The 23,233-nt window shown below is 50.3% G+C and carries 21 protein-coding genes; 14 read left to right on the top strand and 7 right to left on the bottom strand.

The window, feature by feature from the left end; all coding sequences use genetic code 11:
- Positions 1–63: 63 nt before the first annotated feature.
- Together K6V98_RS03300 and tet are read left to right on the top strand one after the other, a co-directional pair.
- Positions 64–1,407, top strand: a complete 1,344-nt coding sequence (locus tag K6V98_RS03300; RefSeq protein ID WP_222199115.1) for a plasmid recombination protein — start codon at positions 64–66, stop codon at positions 1,405–1,407.
- Between the two features lie 371 nt (positions 1,408–1,778).
- Positions 1,779–3,698 carry a TetM/TetW/TetO/TetS family tetracycline resistance ribosomal protection protein gene (gene tet / locus K6V98_RS03295; protein ID WP_222199114.1) on the top strand — a complete coding sequence of 640 codons (1,920 nt, stop codon included), beginning with the start codon at positions 1,779–1,781 and terminating at the stop codon, positions 3,696–3,698.
- Between the two features lie 559 nt (positions 3,699–4,257).
- On the opposite strand, the gene dcm is transcribed toward tet, so the two are convergent.
- The 7 genes from dcm to K6V98_RS03260 all read right to left on the bottom strand — a co-directional run bounded on the left by dcm (position 4,258) and on the right by K6V98_RS03260 (position 9,040).
- Positions 4,258–5,526, bottom strand: coding sequence for a DNA (cytosine-5-)-methyltransferase (gene dcm / locus K6V98_RS03290; protein ID WP_222199113.1), 1,269 nt, complete (start codon positions 5,524–5,526; stop codon positions 4,258–4,260).
- Positions 5,527–5,585: 59 nt separating this feature from the next.
- Positions 5,586–6,281, bottom strand: coding sequence for an Eco47II family restriction endonuclease (locus K6V98_RS03285; protein ID WP_222199112.1), 696 nt, complete (start codon positions 6,279–6,281; stop codon positions 5,586–5,588).
- A 475-nt stretch (positions 6,282–6,756) separates the two neighbouring features.
- Positions 6,757–7,752 (bottom strand): AAA family ATPase, encoded by a 996-nt coding sequence (locus K6V98_RS03280; protein ID WP_222199111.1) that lies wholly within the window; start codon positions 7,750–7,752, stop codon positions 6,757–6,759.
- Positions 7,746–7,964: a hypothetical protein gene (locus K6V98_RS03275; protein ID WP_222199110.1), complete on the bottom strand. Its 219-nt coding sequence runs from the start codon at positions 7,962–7,964 to the stop codon at positions 7,746–7,748. Before K6V98_RS03275 ends, K6V98_RS03280 begins: the two co-directional genes overlap by 7 nt.
- On the bottom strand, positions 7,965–8,339 hold the full coding sequence (locus K6V98_RS03270; RefSeq protein ID WP_222199109.1) for a plasmid mobilization protein: 375 nt from the start codon (positions 8,337–8,339) through the stop codon (positions 7,965–7,967).
- Complete coding sequence (locus K6V98_RS03265) at positions 8,317–8,856, bottom strand: Arm DNA-binding domain-containing protein (RefSeq protein ID WP_222199108.1); 540 nt, start codon at positions 8,854–8,856, stop codon at positions 8,317–8,319. Before K6V98_RS03265 ends, K6V98_RS03270 begins: the two co-directional genes overlap by 23 nt.
- Positions 8,846–9,040 (bottom strand): hypothetical protein, encoded by a 195-nt coding sequence (locus tag K6V98_RS03260; protein WP_222199107.1) that lies wholly within the window; start codon positions 9,038–9,040, stop codon positions 8,846–8,848. Before K6V98_RS03260 ends, K6V98_RS03265 begins: the two co-directional genes overlap by 11 nt.
- Positions 9,041–9,150: 110 nt before the next feature.
- Between K6V98_RS03260 and K6V98_RS03255 the strand changes: the two genes are divergently transcribed.
- From K6V98_RS03255 to K6V98_RS03200, 12 genes are all read left to right on the top strand, one after another.
- Positions 9,151–9,654, top strand: coding sequence for a helix-turn-helix domain-containing protein (locus K6V98_RS03255; RefSeq protein WP_222199106.1), 504 nt, complete (start codon positions 9,151–9,153; stop codon positions 9,652–9,654).
- Positions 9,626–10,285 carry an AAA family ATPase gene (locus tag K6V98_RS03250; RefSeq protein WP_222199308.1) on the top strand — a complete coding sequence of 220 codons (660 nt, stop codon included), beginning with the start codon at positions 9,626–9,628 and terminating at the stop codon, positions 10,283–10,285. Before K6V98_RS03255 ends, K6V98_RS03250 begins: the two co-directional genes overlap by 29 nt.
- The gene (locus K6V98_RS08780; RefSeq protein ID WP_222199105.1) at positions 10,179–10,691 is read left to right on the top strand and encodes an ATP-dependent nuclease; all 513 of its coding nucleotides are present in this window, start codon (positions 10,179–10,181) and stop codon (positions 10,689–10,691) included. The genes K6V98_RS03250 and K6V98_RS08780 overlap by 107 nt, the downstream gene beginning before the upstream one ends.
- Positions 10,692–10,693: 2 nt before the next feature.
- The gene (locus K6V98_RS03240; RefSeq protein ID WP_222199104.1) at positions 10,694–11,335 is read left to right on the top strand and encodes an ATP-dependent endonuclease; all 642 of its coding nucleotides are present in this window, start codon (positions 10,694–10,696) and stop codon (positions 11,333–11,335) included.
- 601 nt (positions 11,336–11,936) lie between these two features.
- Positions 11,937–12,554, top strand: a complete 618-nt coding sequence (locus tag K6V98_RS03235; RefSeq protein WP_222199103.1) for a DUF6088 family protein — start codon at positions 11,937–11,939, stop codon at positions 12,552–12,554.
- Positions 12,538–12,900: a nucleotidyl transferase AbiEii/AbiGii toxin family protein gene (locus K6V98_RS03230; protein ID WP_306792724.1), complete on the top strand. Its 363-nt coding sequence runs from the start codon at positions 12,538–12,540 to the stop codon at positions 12,898–12,900. Before K6V98_RS03235 ends, K6V98_RS03230 begins: the two co-directional genes overlap by 17 nt.
- 654 nt (positions 12,901–13,554) lie before the next feature.
- Positions 13,555–14,652, top strand: a complete 1,098-nt coding sequence (locus K6V98_RS03225) for an ADP-ribosylglycohydrolase family protein (RefSeq protein WP_222199102.1) — start codon at positions 13,555–13,557, stop codon at positions 14,650–14,652.
- An 818-nt stretch (positions 14,653–15,470) separates the two neighbouring features.
- Positions 15,471–18,233 carry a type I restriction endonuclease subunit R gene (locus K6V98_RS03220; RefSeq protein ID WP_222199101.1) on the top strand — a complete coding sequence of 921 codons (2,763 nt, stop codon included), beginning with the start codon at positions 15,471–15,473 and terminating at the stop codon, positions 18,231–18,233.
- A gap of 25 nt (positions 18,234–18,258) precedes the next feature.
- The gene (locus K6V98_RS03215) at positions 18,259–18,819 is read left to right on the top strand and encodes a type I restriction-modification system subunit M N-terminal domain-containing protein (protein ID WP_222199100.1); all 561 of its coding nucleotides are present in this window, start codon (positions 18,259–18,261) and stop codon (positions 18,817–18,819) included.
- Positions 18,820–19,034: 215 nt separating this feature from the next.
- Complete coding sequence (locus K6V98_RS03210; RefSeq protein ID WP_019190642.1) at positions 19,035–19,673, top strand: TetR/AcrR family transcriptional regulator; 639 nt, start codon at positions 19,035–19,037, stop codon at positions 19,671–19,673.
- 74 nt (positions 19,674–19,747) lie between these two features.
- On the top strand, positions 19,748–21,493 hold the full coding sequence (locus tag K6V98_RS03205) for an ABC transporter ATP-binding protein (protein WP_019190641.1): 1,746 nt from the start codon (positions 19,748–19,750) through the stop codon (positions 21,491–21,493).
- A gap of 1 nt (position 21,494) precedes the next feature.
- A complete protein-coding gene (locus K6V98_RS03200) occupies positions 21,495–23,225 on the top strand; it encodes an ABC transporter ATP-binding protein (protein WP_019190640.1) in 1,731 nt (576 codons plus the stop codon).
- The last annotated feature ends 8 nt before the right edge of the window (positions 23,226–23,233 follow it).

The raw sequence follows: 23,233 nt of genomic DNA, 5'->3' as shown, positions 1-23,233 counted from the left end.
GCCTTCCCCGAACCCCCGTCCATTTTCAACAACCAAACATCTGAAATGGGAGGATTTTTGCCTATGGCGAGAGGCGACGGCATTGACCGCACCAACGCAAGAAATATGAGGCTGACCGCTGCTAAAATCGGCAACACCCAGCAGCACAACGAACGCGAGAAGGATTCCTATGTCAACCAGGACATTGTACCAGAGCGGACGTCGCTCAATGTCCATTTCAAGGTCCCATCCGCAGGGTATCAGGAGATGTTCTCCCAAATGGAGGCCGATGGTGTGATCTCCACCCGTGGCATTAAGGCGGACGCATTTCGATACGGTGAGTTGGTCTTTGATGTGAACTCCGCCTACTTCTACAATCACGGCGGCTATGACTTCGCAAAACAATTTTACACCGACGCATACAAATCCGCAATCAAAATCGTAGGTGGAGAGCAGTATATTTTGTCGGCGGTCATGCACGCCGACGAACGCAACCGGGCTATGTCCGAGGCGCTGGGAGAGGACGTGTACCACTACCACCTCCATGTGGTCTATATCCCGGTGGTGGAGAAGGAGATACGATGGACAAAGCGGTGCAAGGACAAATCCCTGGTGGGCAAGGTCAAAGAAACCGTTATGCAGGTCAGCATGAGCAAAAAGTGGGCATCCCAGCCCGCAGTAGACGAGGCCACCGGGGAGCCATTACGAACAGCAAAGGGCAAGCCTGTGCTGAGAAAGTCGTACAGCGTCTTGCAGGATGATTTCTTTCAGCAGATGCGCTCCGCTGGCTACACGGACTTGGAGCGTGGAGAGCGTGGCAGTTCCGAGGAATATCTGACGGTCACGCAGTTCAAGGTGAAGTGTGAACAGGAGCGGCTTGCACAGCTTCAGGAGGCGGCTGTGCTGGCCCAGGCCGAGGTTGACCGAAGGAACAGGGAGGCGGCAGCTGCCGAAAAGGAAGCGGCCCAGGCCAAGGCCAAACTAAACGATGTGGCCCACATGCTGAAAGGCATGGAGAAGCTGGCGGAGGAATTTTCCAGCGACCCGGAACAGGTCTTGCCAGAAGCGGGACCGCTGGAATCGGCCAGGGCCTACCGGGAGAAAAAGGCCAAGCCCTTATGGGCGAAGATCGTCAAGGTGCTGCGGTCTGTCTACCGGGCCTACTGCGACCTCAAATCCAAATTTGAGCGGCTGCAAGCGGACTATGGCCGGGAGGTCAGCAAAAATAGTTCCTTATCAGAAAGGATTTACGAGGTCTGCGCCGAGAGGGACAGTCTAAAGGGAAAGGTCAGGGACTATGAGCGGGTCAGGCGGGCCATTGGCCCGGAACAGGCGGACAGAATATTAGAGGCCGCTTACCAGCAGGAACAGGCTGAAAAGGAACGGAAACGGGACGCAAGGCAAAAAGCAAGATTAGGCGCACGATAATCACCAAAAACGGAGGGTGTTCCAGTGAATGCCCTCCTGATTTATTTGGGGAATCGGGTAAAATAATTTCTTGTTTTTTAGAGTGTACTATGATATACTGCTATTATCCTAATTTGAGGAGTCTACCAAATATGCGGCAAGGTATTCTTAAATAAAATTTGATAATGGGCGCAAAAATGATTGCCCCTTGCAGGGGCTTAGTTTTTGTACCCAATTTAAGAATACTTTTGCCTTTTTAGTAAATATCGTGACGGACAGCGGCTCATGTAAGCCGTCATACTTCTGTTTGTCCGAAGTCATGATCCCCAGCGGTAAAAGTATTAGCCGCTGGGGATTTTTGCGCCCATTTGGGCCTTGTATGGAGGATAGACATGAACATTATCAATATCGGGATTCTTGCCCATGTAGACGCTGGAAAGACAACCTTGACGGAGAGCCTGCTATATGCCAGCGGAGCCATTTCAGAACCGGGGAGCGTCGAAAAAGGGACAACGAGGACGGACACCATGCTTTTGGAGCGGCAGCGTGGGATTACCATTCAAGCGGCAGTCACTTCCTTCCAGTGGCACAGATGTAAAGTCAACATTGTGGATACGCCCGGCCACATGGATTTTTTGGCGGAGGTGTACCGCTCTTTGGCTGTTTTAGATGGGGCCATCTTGGTGATCTCCGCTAAAGATGGTGTGCAGGCCCAGACCCGTATTCTGTTCCATGCCCTGCGGAAAATGGACATTCCCACCGTTATCTTTATCAATAAGATCGACCAGGCTGGCGTTGATTTGCAGGGCGTGTATCAGTCTGTTCGGGATAAGCTCTCCGCCGATATTATCATCAAGCAGACGGTGCCGCTGTCCCCGGAAATAGTCCTGGAGGAAAATACCGACATAGAAGCATGGGATGCGGTCATCGAAAATAACGATGAATTATTGGAAAAGTATATCGCAGGAGAACCAATCAGCCGGGAAGAACTTGCGCAGGAGGAACAGCGGCGGGTTCAAGACGCCTCCCTGTTCCCGGTCTATCATGGCAGCGCCAAAAAGGGCCTTGGCATTCAACCGTTGATGGATGCGGTGACAGGGCTGTTCCAACCGATTGGGGAACAGGGGAGCGACGCCCTATGCGGCAGCGTTTTCAAGGTGGAGTATACAGATTGTGGCCAGCGGCTCATCTATTTGCGGCTATACAGCGGAACGCTGCGCCTGCGGGATACGGTGGCTCTGGCCGGGAGAGAAAAGCTGAAAATCACAGAGATGCGTATTCCATCCAAAGGGGAGATTGTTCGGACAGACACCGCCCACAAGGGCGAAATTGTCATTCTTCCCAGCGACAGCGTGGGATTAAACGACGTATTGGGGGACAACACCCGGCTTCCTCGTGAAAGGTGGCGCGATGCCTCCCTCCCCATGCTGCGGACGGCGATTGCGCCGAAAACGGCAGCGCAAAGAGAACGGCTGCTGGACGCTCTTACGCAGATTGCGGATACTGACCCGCTTTTGCGCTACGAGGTGGATTCCATCACCCATGAGATCATTCTTTCTTTTTTGGGCCGGGTGCAGTTGGAGGTTGTTTCCGCTTTGCTGGCGGAAAAGTACAAGATTGAAACAGCGGTGAAGGAACCCACCATCATTTATTTAGAGCGGCCGCTCAAAGTGGCCAGCCACACCATCCATATCGAGGTGCCGCCCAACCCGTTTTGGGCATCCATCGGACTGTCTGTTACGCCGCTCCCGCTTGGCTCCGGTGTACAATGCGAGAGCCGGGTTTCCCTGGGATACTTGAACCAGAGTTTTCAAAACGCTGTCATGGATGGTATCCGTTACGGTCTGGAGCAAGGCTTGTGTGGCTGGAACGTAACGGACTGTAAGATTTGCTTTGAATACGGGCTTTATTATAGCCCGGTCAGCACGCCGGCGGACTTTCGCTCATTGGCCCCGATTGTATTGGAACAGGCATTGAAGGAATCAGGGACGCAGTTGCTGGAACCTTATCTCTCCTTCACCCTCTATGCACCCCAGGAATACCTTTCCAGGGCTTATCATGATGCGCCGAAATACTGTGCCACCATTGAAACGACCCAGGTAAAAAAGGATGAAGTTGTCTTTACTGGCGAGATTCCCGTCCGCTGCATACAGGCATACCGTACTGATCTGGCCTTTTACACCAACGGGCGGAGCGTATGCCTGACGGAACTGAAAGGGTATCAGGCCACTGTCGGCGAGCCGGTCATCCAGCCCCGCCGTCCAAACAGCCGCCTGGACAAGGTGCGCCATATGTTCAGTAAGATCACTTGATACACCACAGCGAGGAAGGTTATTGCATTTCCCTGTCTTTCGTGGTAAAATGTAGTTGTAAACCACCAGAGAAACCAATCTAATTTTACCGTTGATAGCCATTTCCTTGATAGCCAAATGATAGCAAAAGTTCGGCAAGCCCATAGGATAAGGATAATAGGTATCAGGAAAAATCAAATGATATCAAATCTCCCAAACAAAAGCGTTTAGAATTAAGTTTCATTTTGCGAGTGGGAATAATTCCGCACATTATTGTGAGTTTCATATAGGGTGATTTTGCCGGTGTTTTAGTTGCTCAACATGCGCTGAGATTACCCACCAGCCGCCCGAAACGATAAAAGTCAATGGCCCTTTGGGATCAATCCAAAGGGCCATTTTCATGCATCTGAGCTGCATATTTACCTTCATGATTGCTAATTATTCGATTGGAAACACCCACAACATCACGATTTTGTGCTTATGGCCAGCTCCAACAGCAACCATTCAAAATAATATACTCAAGCAGAGGCTGTCATTCTAAAATAACAGCCTCTGCTACTCATGCAATACTCAGGTTAAGCTAGCCTTGAATTTGGAGCGGCTCGACTTCTTCCATATCGTCAGCAATCGGAATACAGCCAAGGGACGCAAGAACACATCTTCCGACGTGATACCCAAGATTCACAGGGACGGCATTGCCGATTTGTTTGTATTGAGAAGTTAGCTTGCCGGCAAACTCCCAATCATCCGGAAACGTCTGAATACGGGCATACTCTCGAACGTTTAGTGGCCTTGTTTCGGACGGATGGCATCGCTCTGTTTGCTTCTGGGCCGGTGCACAGGTGAGAGTTAGGCAAGGTTGATCCCAAGACATTCGCCGTGCCATACCTGTCTTTCCTCCAGACAAGTGAAAGCTGCCCTTCATGTACTCTTTCTGAATCTCCAAAGGCAAGTCACGCCAATTTCCACCTTCGGGAACCATTGCCATAATCTCTGCCTTGCGCTTCGGATATTTTTGGCCATCAGATTCCGGACAATCTTTAAGAGCCTGGCGAAGAGAAATGAAGTAATCCTTCTCTTTCGGGAACAAAATCGGACAATCAAGATCCTTGCGAACTGCGAACATGATTAAACGCTCGCGTTTTTGAGGTACATCGAGGTACTGAGCTCTCAAAACTCTATAGCTAACCCTATAACCCAGCTCATCAAGAGTATTCAGCATCGTTTCAAGCGTTCGACCACCGTCGTGCTTAACAAGACCACGAACATTTTCTCCGATCGCGATTTTAGGTTTTATGGCTTTGATTGCACGAGCAAACTCAAAGAATAGTGTGCCTCGAGTATCTTCGAAGCCGCGGCTCTTTCCGGCATAGGAGAAAGCCTGACATGGGAATCCCGCCTGAATGACGGCTGTACCAGCATAAGTAGAGAAGTCTATCTCCCGTACGTCGCCGGCGAGCACATTCCAATTCAGCTCATGCGAATCGCTGTTCTTCTGGAGGGTAGAAACGGCATCAGTGTCGAATTCGTTGAGCATGACATGAGGGATACCGGCGTTGTGGAATCCAAGCGCTGTTCCACCTCCACCCGCAAACAAATCAACGCAGGATGCTTCTTCGAACAATTTGTCCGCTTCAAGCACCTCATACTTTGTGTCGCCCTCATCACCTGCAAGCTTTTTTTGAAGTCTTTCAATCTCCGTAAGATTAAACAAGCGATTGTTGTTTTTGTCGCGGGTTGCCTTGATCAATCCAAGCTTGTTCCACCTTCTGATGGTGTCAACAGAAACATCCAACGCCCTAGCTGCAGCAGTAATGGAAACAAAGCCATCAACTTGTTCTACAGTCATAAATCCCTCTTCAAAAAATAACCCCTGCTTAGGCAAGGGTTATTATATATGAAAAATCTTTAAGGCATACTAATGTAGTACCACTTGGTCATATCTTTTTTATCGAGTGGTTGTTTAGATGGCCTGTTTCTGACGTCTGCAAGAATCTTAGGAAAGGCTTCATATAGTTCCAGCAATGCGTTTTCTCTTTCAAAAGCCCAGGCATAGCCTGTTGCGCCATCGCAGCAACGAACATGATCGCGCTCATCACGCCCAGACACTTTCCATGGACGGTCATAACGCTCGGGAGTTTTAGGAACGATCTGAATAATGTAGGAAGTGGTTCCATTGGCTCTTGCGAGGGTATCGAGCGTATCCCAAACCTTCTTCTCGTCAGACGCCTTGATGGTGTTGTAGCGGTTCTTGACCTCAACCGCCATGGCTCTCTTAGACCCCGAAGAGGAAACAAACAGATCTACTACACCGCCGTTTGTTCCAAGATTTTCCCAACCATTAGCCAGCCCGAGTACAGACTGATGCCAATTACCAACCGCATTGGAGATCGACTTATTTATTCCACGCAATTTCTCAAATGCCATCATGCTTTCAATTGACTGATCAAACAGCACTGCTTGCGTCAATGTAGAAAACGGGTCGGGAGGCGCCTGTAAGTCGCCTGATTCAGCCTTGTCGATGACATTGCGAAAGGCATGCTCCGTTACTTCAAACAATGCTTCTTGGTCTATCCAAGTTAATCCGTAGTCATGCGCACTCACAATTACTCCTCGAGACCGTTTACTTACAAAATTCATTATATTCCTATTTGGGTAATCCACCCCAAAAGCAACGCTCGCCAATACCTAAGGGGCGCGGGGGATCCCCCGCATTGCCGCGCGCAAGCGGGCAGGGAGGCCATGGCGTAATGCTAAATGGGCTACTTGCTAAATCCGTTTTTAGATGCGGCAAGTAGCGTTGTACTACGCCATGAGTTACTCGCTGCGAAGCTCGGAGCAAGCAACGCTCTATGGCGGAGTGGCGCAAGGAGCATGGCTGGAAGGCTCTGTCCGACGGCATAGGCTACTTGCTGGACCCAATTATGGGCTAGTTTCCAGCCCGTAACACGCCATAGGTAGCTTGCTTGCTTGGCAAGTGGCTTAGGGGGGTCAAATTGAGCCAGTAAAAGTGTCGGGGCCGCCCAACAGGCGGCCCCGAAGGTGACAGCTATGACGGCTGTGATAGAAATTTCCCACCTTATGGATTGCCGTCATTGCCGTCATCTTCCCCGATGCGCTCAAGCGTCACCAGGGAGCCCGATGATGTATGGCGCTTGGAATATCGCACGCCGTTCTTCTCCAGGAACAAGGAGTGCTGAGCGAGGTACTTGCCGAAGACGGAGGAAGAAACGCTGTCGATTCCGGCTTCTCCCATCAGCTCCTTCGTCCTACCCTCCCATGTGCCGCTGGAGCGGATGAAGTCCGCAACCTCGTAGACACAAGTCGGAACGCTTGCGACGGCCAGCTCCTCTGCTGGCACGTCCTTCACGAGGTTCCACCGATGGTTTTGGAACTCGAGGTGGATCTTGCGCTGCTCCATGTCGCGCCCCGTGATGCTGAGGGTTCCGTCTTGGGAGTCCCTGTTCGGTTTTGTAAGCACCCATGTGAAGTCAGCCGCGCCCGTGATCGCGTTGGTGCCCGACACGGTGTTCATCACGTCGCTGTCGCCCATCTTTCTGGTGTGGTGGATGAGCAGGATGGTGATGCCGCGCTGGTCGGCGAACCGCTTGAGGTCGGTGAGCTCGCGATAATCGCTCGAATAGCTGTAGTCGCGGACGGATGACCTGACCATCTGGAGGGTATCGATGACGACGAGCTTCAAGTCGGGGTGCTCGTCGTAGAACATCGCCAGCTGGTTAAGCAGGCCTCTTCCCAGGGTTTCGGCTCTGATCGCGAAGAACAGGTTGCCCTCGACCTCGTCCGTGATGAGCCACAGGCGCTTCCTGAGCCTCTCGTAGGTGTCTTCCAGGGGAATGTGGAGGACGCAGCCCCTCTGGGTCTTGTGGCTCCACAGCTGCGTACCGGTGGCCACGCAGATGCTGATGTCCATGGCCAGCCAGCTCTTGCCGGTCTTCGGAGATGCGCAGAGGAAGCCGAGCTCATCGCCCATCAAACCTTCGATGAGCATCGGCTTCTCAGCCAGCGGATCGGTCATCAGGCCCTGGGCGGAGCGCGTTGCCAGCGGCTCTACCATTTCTCGCCTTTTGCATCGTTGGCGACGACAGTCCACCTGCCGTGCGCATTCTGGACGAGCCTCACGCCGAAGGACTCGCAGAGGACCGCTAGCTTGTCATCCAGCCCGAAGGCGTAGTCGACAAGCTCCTCCTCGGTCGGCTCGGAATCGAAGCCGTGGGTCCTAAGCTCGCGTTGGCGATTGATGAGGTTCGCGAAGAAAGCATCCTGCATCTACCTCACCATCCCCATGATCATGCCGGCCTCGCTTTGACGGAGCTTCTCATCGATCTCGCAACCGAGCCCGGCGAAGATGCCCCCGAGCATGCAAGCAAGATCGGCAAGCTCCTCGGGAATGTCGCCGCCGCTTTCAATCCTTCTGAGCTCTTTGTAGACGAACAGCAACCCCTCCTCCATGTAGCGCTGCATGCGCTTGTTCGGGATGACGGTTACCTCGCGGCAGAGAGCGCGTTCGATAAGGTAATCCTGCTTTGTCATGCCGCTGGCATCCGCCATGCGCTGAAGCAGCTCGGCTTTCTCCGGCGACATGCGGAACACGACGGTCTTGCTGCGGAGCCTGCCATGCCTATCGGTGTTCTTCGCGCTCATCGTTCGCCTCCTTCATCTCCTCGGTCTTCTTGCTGCCCATCCTGTCGACCGTGCTCATGGGGTTGGATGGCAGGTTGTAGTAGCGCACGGCATGGTTGAGCGTGGCGGAGAGCTGGTTGCTGATGCTGCGCAAGTACGAGTCGCGGTAGTGGAGGCCGTTGGAGGTGCGCTCGTCCTGGATGGCGTTCTGCCAGCTGAGGATGTCCAGCGGCGTGATCTCCGTGAGCTTCTTCTCGCCCAGGTAGGGAAGGATCTTCGACTCGATCATGTTCGCCTTGTTGAGTTTGGTGGTGTTGCGCAGCTTCTTTTCCATGTCCTTGCAGTAGAGGTCATAGAAGGCGTTGAGGGTCATATTCGGCGTTCCCTCCATCTGGCGAAGGAAGTCAGCCTCCCATTCGTTGGCCGCCTTCTTGGTCTTGAAGCCGCGCTTGGTCTTCTTGCATCGCTTCCCCGTCCAATCCTTGTACCAGCACTGGACGTAGTAGGTGCCGCGAGCCGGATCCTTGCTAACGGACATCGCTGCCACCGTCCTTGCCGAAGTACCGCCCGGCGAAGTAGTCAGCGCTGACCTTACCCTTGACCACCAGCATGCCTTTCTCCTCCATCTCCTCGTTGAGCTTGCGGATCACCTTGTAGGCGTATTCCTTGGAGGTGTTCAGGGCCTTAGCGACTTCCTCCGCGCCGATCATCTGTGTACTCATTCGTGTCTCCTGTTCTTGAGCCGCCTCCAAACATCACAGATACGTGAGGTGATACCATTTGAATAGCGTTTTCGATGCACTTGGTGGAATCCGTTACGTCAGGACGAAAAATGTTTGGTGGAAAGTACAAGGGCGGCTTGGCGCCGCTATGCGCTCGTAAGATTAAGAATCTCAGAGAGAAGAGACAGCTTACACAGAAACAGCTTGCCGAGCTTAGCGGCATCAGCGAGAGCGCCTTGCGCAGCTACGAGCTGGGCGACCGCAAGCCAAAGAAGGAAGTCCTGGAGCACATCGCGAAGGCATTGAGAGTCAGGCCGGAGTACCTGTCCACACCGGAGTTCGGCCCTAAGATGGAGTTCTTCTACGCCCTCCTGGAAAACGACGAGCTCATGGGTTACACCATCACCGAGATTGATGGCCGACCCGCCATCGTTGCCGGCGGAATGACCGCAGGCATCACTTTCAGCGGCTTCCTCAGAGGCTGGAATGAGATGAAGCAGAAACTCGATGCTAAGGAGATCACCCGCGGGGAATACGAGGACTGGAAACAGACCTACGATTCTGGCCACTGGGTGAACACCCCTGATGGCAAGAGTCCTTGGACCAGAAAGTAGAGGTGTGGTTTTGAGGGCGACAAGAATCGTAATTAACCAGTACCGCTCTATCGAGCACATTGATCTAACCATTCCCGAGGGAAAGCCTCTGGTTCTGTTTGGACCGAACAATGCTGGTAAATCAAACATTATTTCCGCTATCTCTCGCATACTTGGAGAGCGTTTTGCGCCATATATCGAAATGCAAAATAGCGACTTCTTCATGCGCGACAAAGCAAAGTACCCCAATGCTTGGATTGGGTGTCATTTTGATGCCCCATATCATCGAGACCGAAAAGGTAACGAGTATTACGAGTGTTACGTAAGGTATTGCAAAGAAGCCTCTGAAAACACATACTGCGACTCCCACGAAAAGAAGCTATACATCTCCAATGCGGACAGGAACGCAATTCAAGCGCATCTTGTTGATGCCGAAAGAAGTATCAATTATCAACTCATCTACTCAAGCAGATACACCCTGCTGAGCAAGTTTTCCCATGCTGTTCATTCTGCGTTAAGAGATAATGACAAGGACTCTCTGGATAATGCCTTTCGGCAAATCAAAGAGGTGTTTGAAGGTATCCCGGAACGCCTCTTTTGCGGAGCATTTTGCCGCGACAGTTCAAGATTCTGTCCAGGGATTCATACATAAGCTCGAGGTCGACTTCTCCGCTTATGATCCAAACAACTATGCCAACGCGTTGAGAATACTGGCCAAGGAGGGCAATGACGTTCGCGCTTTCGAAGAGTTTGGTACTGGCGAACAGCAGGTCTTGCTCATGGCATTTGCTAAGGCATTCATGCAAACGTTCGGCTCTGACTCAATAGTTTTAGTACTCGAAGAGCCCGAGGCCCACCTACACCCCTTGGCGCAGCGTTGGCTCAAGGAATACATATATGACCTTTGCGACAGCGGGATCCAAGTCGTCATATCGACCCATTCAGCTGATTTTGTAGATCCTGGCACCTGGAGGGAGCAGTGCGAGTATGGAAAGACTGTCAGGGCATTACCGATGTTGTCCAATTGTCTTCCCAAGACTTGGTTGACCAGTGCGTAGCAATGGGCGTTCCAAGCGGCAAAGTATCAGAAATTGGAATCTCCCGCTTCTATCAGGCAAAACTCAATTCAGAGATTACGAAGGGGCTTTTTGCCAGCAAAGTGCTTCTTGTTGAAGGTCCTACCGAAACGCAAACACTCCCAATCTATTTCAAGAGAGCCAGTTTCTCGCCGGCCGCCGCCGGTTTGGAAATTGTTGGGTGCGGAGGAAAAGGCAATATCCCCTCCCTATATCGACTATTCACTGCCTTCGGAATCGACTGTTTCTGCTTGTTTGACGGTGATGTATCGAGAGGCAATAACAAAGAACTTGCCGAGCTCCTTGGAATCAACTCTATGAATCTTGGTACCCCTTCTTTCGAAGTTGGCAGCAACTATGCCTACTTCTCAAAGGATTTCGAAACAACCGCACAAGACGAAATCGTGGATTACGGTGTTTTCGAATCCGATGCGCGAGCCAACTATCACATCAGTGGAAAGCCAGCCATCGCACGCTTCGTTGCGGAGTTGTCTAGCTTAGTGCCTCCATTTGTGAACAATTTGATCACCGCTCTTAATGACTCTGCTGTAGTAGCACCGCAAGGTTCGGTTCCTGAGATCCAGGCAGCGGAACCTTCCTGGATCGATTCGGATATTCCGTTTTGACGTAAACAGTCCGAATGCCTGGAGTAACTAACGCAATGAGTATCGTTTGAGTACTCGGTTTTATGCCTGCCGGTATCCACTACAAACACCAAATGTAACCAAACGCAACCATGATTTACGACGATGCAGAATTATGAATCCGAGTGGGAATAAAGAAAAGAGCTGAGCAGGGGAGATCAAAAAAGTCTCCCCTGTTCTTTTTCACGTTGTGGGGGGCTCACCTCATTCAATGGCTGCTTTCAAGTGCCTGCTCTTTGTGAGTTATAGCGGTGAGGCCGTTGACATTAGGTAGCAAAACCGGGAACCGCCCTGCATTGCAGATATTCAGACGGTATGCGTCGAACCCACTTCAAACGTTATTCATGAGGTGAATCCTGTCCTTGTGTTTGCCATGTCTCGCCCAGCCTTCTTTGACATCTGCTCGCCCGGATACTCGAAATAAACCTAGAGCTAAAGGATGAGTTCGTCCTAAGTTCCTTTCCTTATAACTCATGCTTGAAGCATCGAGGGGAGCAGAATGGCGCAGAAAACAATCGATTAAATTTGACGCTAATTGATGAAAAAAGTATATACTATTTTCATCAACGAGAGGAGAATCGATGTGACGGAGGCAGAGCTTATTGCTGAGCGCATAGAGCGTATCGGTGTCGGCAAGGCCTTCACTGCTGCTGACTTTTCAGATATCGCCGGCCGCCGCAATGCTGCGAACGTGCTCGGACGCATGCACGCCAAGGGCAGGCTCGTGCGCGCTATCCGTGGTGTTTACTACGTGTCCGAGAGAAGTGCGCTCATGGGCACTGAGGTGCCGGTCAGCGCTGATGAGGTTGTCCGTGCCGTCGCCAGAGCTAATAAGTGGATTGTCGCGCCGTCCGGTGATGCAGCTCTCAACGCGCTAGGTCTCGATACTCAAGTGCCCGCCAAGCTTGTCTACGTCAGTAGCGGCCCTTATAAACACTACGTATACGGATTCTATGAAATCGAACTTAAGCACCGCGCCAACCGTGACCTGCTTAATTGTTCGCAAATCACCTGTACCATCGTGCAGGCGCTCAAGGCGCTCGGGCGAGAGAGTGTGGGTGACGAGGAAATCGGAATACTTGTGCGCAACCTTACTGAGCAGCAGATTGATACATTCCTAGATGAGTCGGCGGGGCTCACCTCTTGGGTTGTCGACGTTGCGAAGAGGATATGGGAGGCGAAGTATGGACAGGATCGCTAGGGCTTCGACTGACGAACGCAGGTTGGTATTCGAGTCTGCTGCACAGAGGATGGCGCTCGCACCTGCTGTCGTCGAGAAAGACTTCTGGGTGTGCTACGCCCTCGACCACCTCTTCAAAAAAAGTGGCTTTGTTAAGTCTATGGTATTCAAAGGTGGCACAAGCCTTTCAAAAGCATTTGGACTCATCGAGTGCTTCTCCGAGGATATCGACCTCGTACTTGACTGGAGGCTTTTGGGCTACAGTGCTGACGAGCTGTGGGAGCCGTGCGGCGACTTCCTCGCCGAGAGCGAAGTGTCCATGTTGACGGTGAGCTTTGCAGTTCAGCCAGCACTTCTTAGCGCATAAGGCAAAGGCACCGTTTTAGGGATCAGGCCACTTGAGGTGATCCTCGTCCATCCTGTTCGTGAGGATAACAGACGCTATCGTCGTATCGATCTCTCAAGAGAAATGCTTAGAAGACTGAAATTGCAGTTCAAGAAGGGTGTCCTCAATGAGGCGAGGGTCAAGCGCATGTGATCCAGGTACGAATTCAGTTCTATTCATACCTGATTCGCACCAGAGCCCGTGATTCCCGAAGAGCGCAACCACCTGACTCGCGAAAACAAGGCCGCTAGCACTGGGGCGGTCAATCGAGGGGGATTACGAAAAGAATCGAACGGAAGAGACCAAAAAGCTAGCTGGTTCCCACACAAAAAATGGCACTGAAAAAAGCAATGTTTCACCAGCTAGACAGGGTCATATATGGCTTGTGCTCTCTAAAAAAATGATGGCCCACATCTCCTGCCTTCACACTTCTACGGATATGCATGTATGGGGCATTCCATGAGCATGCCGAGATCATAGCAGGCAAGCTCGGCGTATCCTCCAAGGAGCTTCTGGAAGCCCTTTCTAAAGACGATAAGACCTAATCGATGATAGAGGTTCTCGACAAGTTCAAGCAAAGGTATCCGTCTTAGGATGATTAGGGATAAGGACAAGTAGACAAAGCGAGGTTTGTAAATGGAAGAGCATGTCATCAAGCACCCAAGTTGCGGCAGTCGCAACATCGCAGAGATCCTTTGGGGATTGCCCTCATTCACTGACGAGCTTCAGAAGAAGCTGTCCGAGGGTAAGGCTGTGCCTGGCGGCCGCTGCGTGGACTTCGACGACCCGAAGTATGAGTGCAACGATTGCCTGCACAGGTTCGAGAAGCACACAGTTGCCGAAGATCTCGTCGAGATTGTGGAAAGGCGCAGGCTGAAGGGAATCATCTACGGTGCGGCAGTCGGCGACGCTCTCGGGGTTCCCTATGAGTTCCAAGGTCGAGATTCCTTCACATGCAAGGGGATGGCAAGCGGAGGAGTGCACCAGATGCCGGAGGGTACGTTCTCAGATGACACCTCGATGCTGCTTGCAACGCAAGACAGTATAAGGGAGCGCGGTCGCATAGACGTTGAAGACATGAGGGAGCGGTTCCGGAGATGGCTCTATGAGGGTGCATATACGGCCGATGGGAAGGTGTTCGATGTCGGCAATGCCACAGCCACGGCTCTGTCTGAGGGGCATGGGATGGTTCATGAGTACTCAAACGGCAACGGATCGCTCATGAGAATCGCGCCTCTTGCCTGCACGGATGCCACCGACGATGAGATAAGAGCTGTGTCGGCAATAACCCATGCGCATCCCATATCCAAGGAGGCTTGCGTCCTGTTCGTTCACGTGCTTCGCAATGCGCTAGAAAATGGTGCCGACGGGATTGTTCAGGTCATAGAAGATCATCTGCCCGACGACGCTCGCTTCCGCTTTTTGGCCGACATTGTGGCTTGGCCGCGCGAGCGCGTACGTTCCACCGGATATGTGCTCGACACGCTCGGGGCGGCGCTCTGGTGCGCATGGAACACGGACAGTTACGAAGAGTGCGTGCTTGCTGCCGTGAATCTCGGTGACGACACGGATACCACCGCTTGCGTTGCTGGTGCATTGGCAGGAGCCATGTACGGCTACGACTCGATCTGCAAGAGCTGGATCGAGCAGCTACGAGGCAAAGAGGTCATCAATAGATGTATTTTCGGCCAAGAAGCACCTGTGCAGCTCAACTGTGGCAAGTTGTCAAAGTGATTTGGACAGCATGTTAATGGCTGGATCATGGCGATACCCGTCGGGTTATTGAACAGGGGGGGGGTGGACACTTTCGCTGTCTTATAGCGCGAAAAACGATCATGGTTCGTGTGGTTAAGCAAAAAAGCTAGCTGGTTCCCATACAGGGAATGTCACAGAATGTGACTACGTTTTACCAGGTAGATAGGTTATATACTGTTTTGTGCTGTAAAAGATTTGCGATGCAATTTTATCGTGATGATCGTAGGAATCTTTCAAAACCCAAACCCTGGGATATTCGCGTAGAGATTCTGCAATAAGGTCGGGAATTACCAATTATCCGAAGGCGCATTTTGTGCATTGATGCTATTCGAAGCCATCTAGCTCGATGCAGTAGCGTTAGCAGAATGTTTCATAGTCTGACTTTCGCAGCTAAATATAGAAAACAATACCCTTGAGCTGTGAATACGGTCGATTTCTCCTGATCAATTCTTGTGTGGTAGTTTGGCCTTTGCTGCTTTTGCTCTCTACTCTAGGGTAGAGCTCAGCTTCATAACAAAGCTCTGCTCTAAAAATGTACGGAAATTCGTCCTAAGCCCCTCCTGTCTTTTAGCTCTTATAGTTCCGGAGTTAGCGCAACATGTCGCGCTAAGTTTTAGAAAGCTCAAGAAGTGTTGCGATAAGGTTGGGAATTAACATACCGGTCTTGAGCCCGGAATGCTCGTTGCTTTTGCTCAATAGACGGACGTTGCCGTCTACCGCCTGATAAAATAATGTCATGTGTGTTTTAAGGGTGCCGACATGTTGATTTACGGCATCGAGAAAGGCTGGCGGTTGGAGTGAGTCCCGAGAAAAAAGCGCGTCTCGTTATCGATAAGAAGCTAAAAGCTTCCGGATATGCTGTCCAGGATGTTAAAGAGTTCAATCCCATGGCGGCATGTGGTGTCGTTGTCCGTGAATGGCAAACGACCACCGGCCCATGTGATTACCTTATCTTTATCGACGGCACCCCTTGCGGGCTGATTGAAGCTAAAGAACACGACAAGGGCGAGAAGCTCACAGCCGTAGCCGAGCAGACAAGACGCTACGCCGAGAGCGAATTCAAGTATGCCCCCACTGATATTGACATTCGTTTTGCCTACGAGGCGACTGATGTCTTAACCCGTTTTTGCGACTACCACGATAAGGATTATCGTTCTCGCGAGATTTTTTCCTTCCATCGACCGGAGCAACTTCGCGCTTGGCTGAAGGATTCCGATACCATCCGGAACAGGCTCAAGTCTTTCCCCGCCTTTGATGCCACTGGTTTTCGTAAGTGCCAAGTGAATGCGATTGTTAATCTTGAAAAGTCGTTCGGGGAGAACCGCCCACGCGCGTTAATCCAAATGGCCACTGGTGCTGGCAAGACGTACACCGCCATTACTAACGTTTACCGCCTGCTCAAATTTGCCAAGGCCAAGCGCATCCTATTCCTTGTCGACACGAAGAACCTAGGGGAACAGGCCGAGGAGGAGTTCCGCAAGTACAAGCCCACCGACGATGCGAGGTTATTTCCCGAGCTTTACAACGTCTGTCGCCTGACCTCTTCACAGATTCCCAATGGCTCCAACGTATGCATCAGCACCATCCAACGGATGTACTCCATCCTCAAGGGCAAAGAGCTTGACGAGGCAGACGAGGAATCTTCCCCTAATGAAGGTCGCATCGTCGGCGAGCCACGCGATGTTGAGTACAACTCAGCTTACCCACCTGAGTATTTCGATTTCATCATCATCGACGAGTGTCACCGTTCTATCTATAACGTCTGGCAACAGGTTCTCGATTACTTCGATACCTTTCTCATCGGGCTTACCGCTACGCCCGACAAGCGAACCTACTCTTTTTTCAATCAGAACGTCGTGAGCGAATACACTCATGAAGAGGCGGTCATCGACGGCGTCAACGTCGGCGGCGATACCTACATCATCGAAACTGATGTGAGCAAGAACGGCGCGACTATCACCGAGCGTCTTGTTGAGAAGAGAGATCGCCTTTCCCGCGAGAAGCGATGGGAGCAGAACGACGAGGACCTGGAATATGACAAGGGCAAGCTAGACCGCGATGTCGTCAACCCGTCCCAGATACGCACCATCATCCGTGAGTTCCGCGACAAGGTTACGACGGTCATGTTCCCTGGTCGCAAGGAAATACCCAAGACGCTTATCTTTGCCAAAACAGATAGCCACGCGGATGACATCATCAACATCGTGCGCGAAGAATTCGGGCGCGGGAACGAGTTCTGCAAAAAGATAACTTATAACGCCGAAGAGGACCCCAAGTCCACTCTTGCGGCGTTTCGCAACGAGTTCTACCCCCGCGTCGCCGTAACCGTTGACATGATTGCCACCGGTACCGATGTCAAAGCTCTCGAGTGCCTCGTCTTCATGCGAGACGTTCGTTCGAAAAATTACTTTGAGCAGATGCTTGGCCGCGGGCGTCGTACGCTCGGCCATGATGACCTGGCCCGTGTTTCGCCGTCGGCGACAACGAACAAGTGCCGCTACGTGGTTGTCGATTGCGTTGGCGTCACGAAGAGCCTGAAAACTGAAACAAGGCAGCTCGACAGGAAACCCTCCGTAAGCCTGAAAGAGCTCATGATGAGCGTCGCCATGGGCGCGCGCGATGACGATACCGTCACCTCGCTCGCCGGCCGTCTTCTTCGACTCGCCGCCGTCATGGACAATGGCGAGCGAAAAAAGGCCGCTGAGCTTGCCGGCGGCGCCTCCGTGAACGACATCGCTAGAGATATGCTTGACGCTTTCGACGAGGACAGGATAGCAAAGGAAGCCGGGCTTATCCTTAGAGATGATGCCCGAGAAGCAACCGAAGAAGAGCGAGCCAAGTTGGCAGATGCCCAGTCTCGGCTTGTCGAGATGGCGATTAAGCCAATGTTCTCTGCCGAGCTGAGAAAATATCTCGAAAATGTGCGCAAGGCGCACGACCAGGTCATAGATAATGAGAACCTAGATGCTGTCATCTCATCCGGTTGGGACACCGATCGCGAGGACCATGCCAAAGAGGTCATCCAAACGTTCAGACAATTCCTTGCCGACAACAAGGATGAGCTAGACGCGTTGCAGATCATCTACGGCCAGACCTACAAGCAGCGCCCCATCACGTTGCGCATGATCAAGGCCGTTCACGATGCGTTGAAAACGTCCCCCTATGGACTTTCCTGCGACATGGTCTGGCGTGCATATGAGGTCGCGGGCGCACCCATCGCTACGGCACGAAGTGCTTTGGGCAAGCTTATGGACATCATTTCCGTTATCCGATTCGAACTCGGACAGGAAAAGATCCTAAGACCCTTCGAGGCGGGCGTAGCGGAACGTTTCAAGAGCTGGGTTTTCTCTAAGAACGCAGGTCACGGCCAGTTTACCGAAGAGCAGATGGATTGGTTGCGCATGATTCGCGACCATATCGCTACCTCGGGAAGCGTGAGCTCTGACGATCTCGACCTGTCGCCTTTTGGGGAGAAGGGCGGCCTTGGGCGTTTTTACGTCCTGTTCGGCGATAAGTACCAAGACGTCCTCGACGACATGAACTATGCGCTTGTCGCATAACACCTATTAGCTAGAAAGGCAGCGCATGAGCGCATCCACCATTAACCAGAAGATTTGGAACATGGCGACCGTCCTCTACAACGACGGCGTCTCCAACAGCGATTATCTCGAGCAACTCACCTATCTGCTCTTCCTCAAGATGGCAGACGAGTATAGCAAGCCCCCCTATAACAGGCCGACCGGTCTTCCGGAGGACTGTCGTTGGGAGTGCCTCGCGGACAAGAGTGGCGCAGAGCTGTTCGAAACCTATAAAAAGATGCTCGACAAGCTCGGTGCCCAGGGCGGTATGCTGCAAGAGATTTTTACCGGGGCCCAAAACAAGATGAGCTCTCCGGCGATTTTAGCGCGAGTCATTCAGATGATCGGCGCAGAAACGTGGACGGCTATGTCGCAGGACGTCAAAGGCGACATCTATGAGGGGCTGCTTCAACGAATAGCTGAGGACACAAAATCTGGTGCCGGGCAGTACTTTACGCCTAGGCCGCTCATTAACACCATCGTAAAGTGCGTTCAGCCAAAGCCAGAGAAGACCATCTGCGAGAACAAAACGCCATATTTGATACATTTTAACGGCACAGCCGCTTAGGGTACGAAACTCATACGCAGGGGTACGAAAAATAGGTATGGGGGGCACGAAAACAATTCGATAGGAAAAATAGCATCCCGATCATATAAAATCAGGCCTTCTTCTGGTCATAATTATTGACGTAAAAATATTTCTCTTGACAGATAGCAACAGCTGGGTGTAATATTTAGATAACTTAGTTATCTAAGCAAGAACTATTTTTGATGGGAGGATCTATGACTACAGGTAATTTTGAAGAAACTCATGCCAACATACTAAAAAGTGGTCTGGATGCCTTCTTGGAGGAAGGCTATGAAAAAGCAAATTTGAGAAGAATTTGTAAATCAGCTGGCGTGACAACAGGAGCTTTCTATAAGCATTTTACAGATAAGGAAGATTTGTTTGCAAAGTTGGTAGAGCCTTTAGCAGATAAGATCAATGAAATTTATAACTACTACGAAAAAGAAAGTTTTTCCACCTACGGCACGGAGTTTCCCATTCCCAAAGAAAAAATCTTAAAAGTTCTTGAACTCAAACAAGAAGGGACGCTTAAAAGTGTTGAGTTTTTCTATGCACATAAAGATATCTTTGAGCTTCTTATTTTTAAATCCTATGGCACAAAGTATGAGCATTTCTTAGATAAACTCATCGAAATTGAGGATCGTAATGACTGGTCGATTTTAGAGATGATCCATGGGAAAGAAAACGCGGATTCCATTATGACCAAGCAAAGTGTCCATATCATCAATCATGCATTTTTCAACGCCATCTCTGAACTCGTTGTACACGCATCCGATAAAGAACAGCTTCTCAGTATGGCAAAGACGATGTCTAATTTTTTCAATGCGGGTTGGGAAAAGTACCGCAGCCCGTAGCTCTATATTTTTTTATCCAAGAGATGACTTAGTTATCTAATTTGCTTTATATGTGATCGTGAGGAGGTAAAAACATGAAAAAACAAAGTCCCATAAAGCGTCTGTGGGAACTGGCTGCCAGTCAGCACGCCGGACTAAAACTCTCTGTGAGTCTTGCGGTACTTGGAGTTTTAGGTGGTATCGTTCCCTACGTGGTTGCGGGACAGGTTCTGACAAACTTATTTAATGGTGTGACAGACTTCAGTGCTTATATGAAAGCCTGCGTTGTCGGGCTTTTAGGCTATGCCGTGAAATCCGTTCTATATTCACTGTCGCTTTCCGTTTCCCATAAAGCCACTTTTGAACTTTTACAGGAACTGCGCGAAAAAATGCTGCACAAGCTTCCAAAACTCTCGCTGGGGAAAGTAACAGCGACACCCAGCGGTGAATGGAAGCAGCTCATTGTAGATCAGGTGGAAAGTTTGGAGCGTCCGGTTGCTCATCTTATTCCGGAAATGACGGCAAATATGGTGGGGCCGCTCTGTATTTTGATTTATCTCATTGTACTGGACTGGCGCATGGCACTGTTATCTTTGGTATCCATTCCGATCGGAATGTTTTTTATGAGTATCATTATGAAAAGCTACGGCAAGCAATATGCCGGCTCGGTCCAGGTTGGCGCTCAGATGAATGCCGCTATTGCGGAATATGCCGGAGGCATTGAAGTTATTAAAGCTTTCAATCAAGGAGAGAGCAGCTATCACAAGTTTTCCGAGAAAATTCTCGCAAATGCCCAATACTACTACGACTGGATGAAAAGCGTTCAGTTCTTAATGTCGCTGTCTAAATCGATACTTCCTACAACGCTGCTTGCTGTTTTGCCGGCAGGATATCTTTTTTATCAAAGTGGAAGTTTGGACGGAGGCACATTTTTGACGACGGTGATCCTCTCTTTCTCCCTTTCGGGCCTTTTGATGGCTGCCATGAATTTTGTGGACAGTTTGGCTCGGGTGGGAACGGTTGTCGGTCAGATTGATGCGCTCTTAGCTGCCGAAGAGCAGCAGCATGAAAAACACCCGATATCGTTCAACAAACACGACATTGTTCTTGATCATGTTTCTTTTTCCTATGAATCCGGTGAAGATGCCAAAGAAATTATTCATGATGTTTCTTTAAGCATAAAAGACGGGAGCTTTAATGCATTTGTAGGTCCATCCGGCGGCGGCAAATCGACCTTAGCAAAACTGATAGCCGGCTATTGGGATGTGGAAAAAGGAAGCATCGCTATCGGTGGCATCAATGCGAAAAAGGTTCCCTTAGAACAACTCTATAACAGCGTTTCCTTTGTATCTCAGGATAATTTTCTCTTTAACGAAAGCATTCGCAACAACATTCGCATGGGTTGCTTGAGTGCTACGGATGAAGACGTGGAGCACATTGCGAAGCTCTCGGGCTGTCATGACTTTATTGAGAATCTGGAAAACGGTTATGACACGATTGCAGGAGAAGGAGGCACTCATCTTTCCGGAGGTGAGCGCCAGCGGATTTCTATTGCGCGCGCCATGCTTAAAAACGCCCCGATTGTCATTTTCGACGAAGCAACAGCATACATTGATCCCGAGAATGAAGTGCTGATGCAGCAAGCACTGGGACAACTTGTTGCGGGGAAGACCGTTATCGCAATCGCTCATAGACTTTCCACCATCACGGGAGCCGATCAAATCTTCGTCATAGAAGAAGGAAAAATCGAAAATCATGGCACACATCAAGAGCTGCTTGAAAAGTCAAAGCTCTATCAAAGTATGTGGCTTGCTCATGTAGGCGCGAAAGGAGGCAAATAACATGTTGAACGCACTGAAAAAAATAGGACATTTTGCCGGAGAGGAACAGGGCAATATTAGAAAGTCCATCGCCGTTTCCTTTCTTTTTGCCATTTTCTATATGTTTCAAATTGGTGCTGTTTACTTTGTCATCTTAGGGATGCTGGGAAAAGATATCGGCATAAACCCTGCTCTTTTGGCACTCCTTTTTCTCCTTATCAGCATCTTCGGACGTGCTCTTACCAACTACTTTGCTCAGCTCGAGCAAACGCATGCCGGCTACTTCATGGTGGCTCGGCAGAGACTTGCGGTCGCAAACAAAATGAAGACCGTGCCTATGGGCTATTTTGATGAAGCAAACACCGGCAATATTGTAGGAACGCTTACTACGGTTCTCGGTGATGTAGAAAACACAGCTCCGGTTGTGCTGATCAATATCATGGGAGGCTTTCTCAATGCTTTTGTGTTTACTTTAATAACCTTGATCTGGGATTGGCGTATCGGTCTCATCGTTATTGTCGGTACACTGATTTATTTGTGGGTTACCTCGGCGATGGAGAAAAAGACGGCACACCTTGCACCGAAACGCCAAGAAGCGCAAGCAGAACTGGTGGAAGCCGTCCTTGAACAGATTAAGGGAATGTCCATTATTAAATCCTTTAATCTGACAGGGAAAGGTGATAAAAAGGTTCATGCGGCAATTCGTCGTAACAAGAAGACCAACCTTGCTATTGAAAAAATGTTTACGCCTTACAATATGGCCCAGGATTTTGTGCTAAAGCTCTTTAGCATTTTGATTATCGTTGCAGCTATTTACCTTTACGTGCAAGGAACTATGCTTCCGGAAAATGCTCTGATGTCCGTTATCATTTCCTTTATGATTTTTGCCCAGATTGATTCCGCCGGTTCATCTATGGCTGTTTTGCGTGTGGTATCCAGTTCTATTGATCAGGTAGAAAACCTAAAACAGATGCCGGTTATGGATATTCATGGTGAAGACATCCGTCCGAAAAAAGCCTCCATAAAGGTAGCAAATATTGACTTTTCGTATGGAAGCAAAGAAATTTTGCATGATGTAAGCTTTACCGTTCCGGAAAAAACAACCACGGCCATCGTAGGCCCTTCTGGATCCGGGAAAACAACGGTTTGTAATTTAATTGCCCGTTTCTGGGATGTCAATGCAGGAAGCATCAAAATTGGAGGACATGATATTCGGGACTATACGTTGACCTCTTTGATGGATCAGATCTCTATGGTGTTCCAAAGCGTCTATTTGTTCCAAGACACCATTGAAAACAATATCAAATTTGGAAACATGAATGCCACGCATGAAGAAGTCGTTCAAGCTGCTCAAAAAGCAGCTTGCCATGATTTTATCATGAGTCTGCCGGAAGGCTATAAAACGGTAATCGGAGAAGGCGGTGCATCTCTTTCCGGCGGTGAAAAACAGCGTATCTCTATTGCAAGAGCCATCCTCAAAGATGCGCCCATCATCATATTCGATGAAGCAACAGCCAATGTCGATCCGGAAAACGAAGATAAGCTTCAGCAGGCTATGAACAGCTTAATGAAAGATAAAACCATCATTATGATTGCTCATCGCTTGAAAACAGTTGAAAACGCCGATCAAATTTTAGTGATTGATGAAGGCAAAGTAGTGGCGAGTGGCACACATAACGAACTTGCCGCCAAAGACGGTATTTATTCCAGGTTCCTTCAGGCTCGGAAAACGGCTGAGTCTTGGAAGATATAAAAAGCATT

It is taken from the genome of Collinsella ureilytica, assembly GCF_019795105.1.
Lineage (GTDB): Bacteria > Actinomycetota > Coriobacteriia > Coriobacteriales > Coriobacteriaceae > Collinsella > Collinsella ureilytica.
Note: the sequence above shows the minus strand (reverse complement) of the source record. Positions and strands in the feature narration are given on the sequence as shown.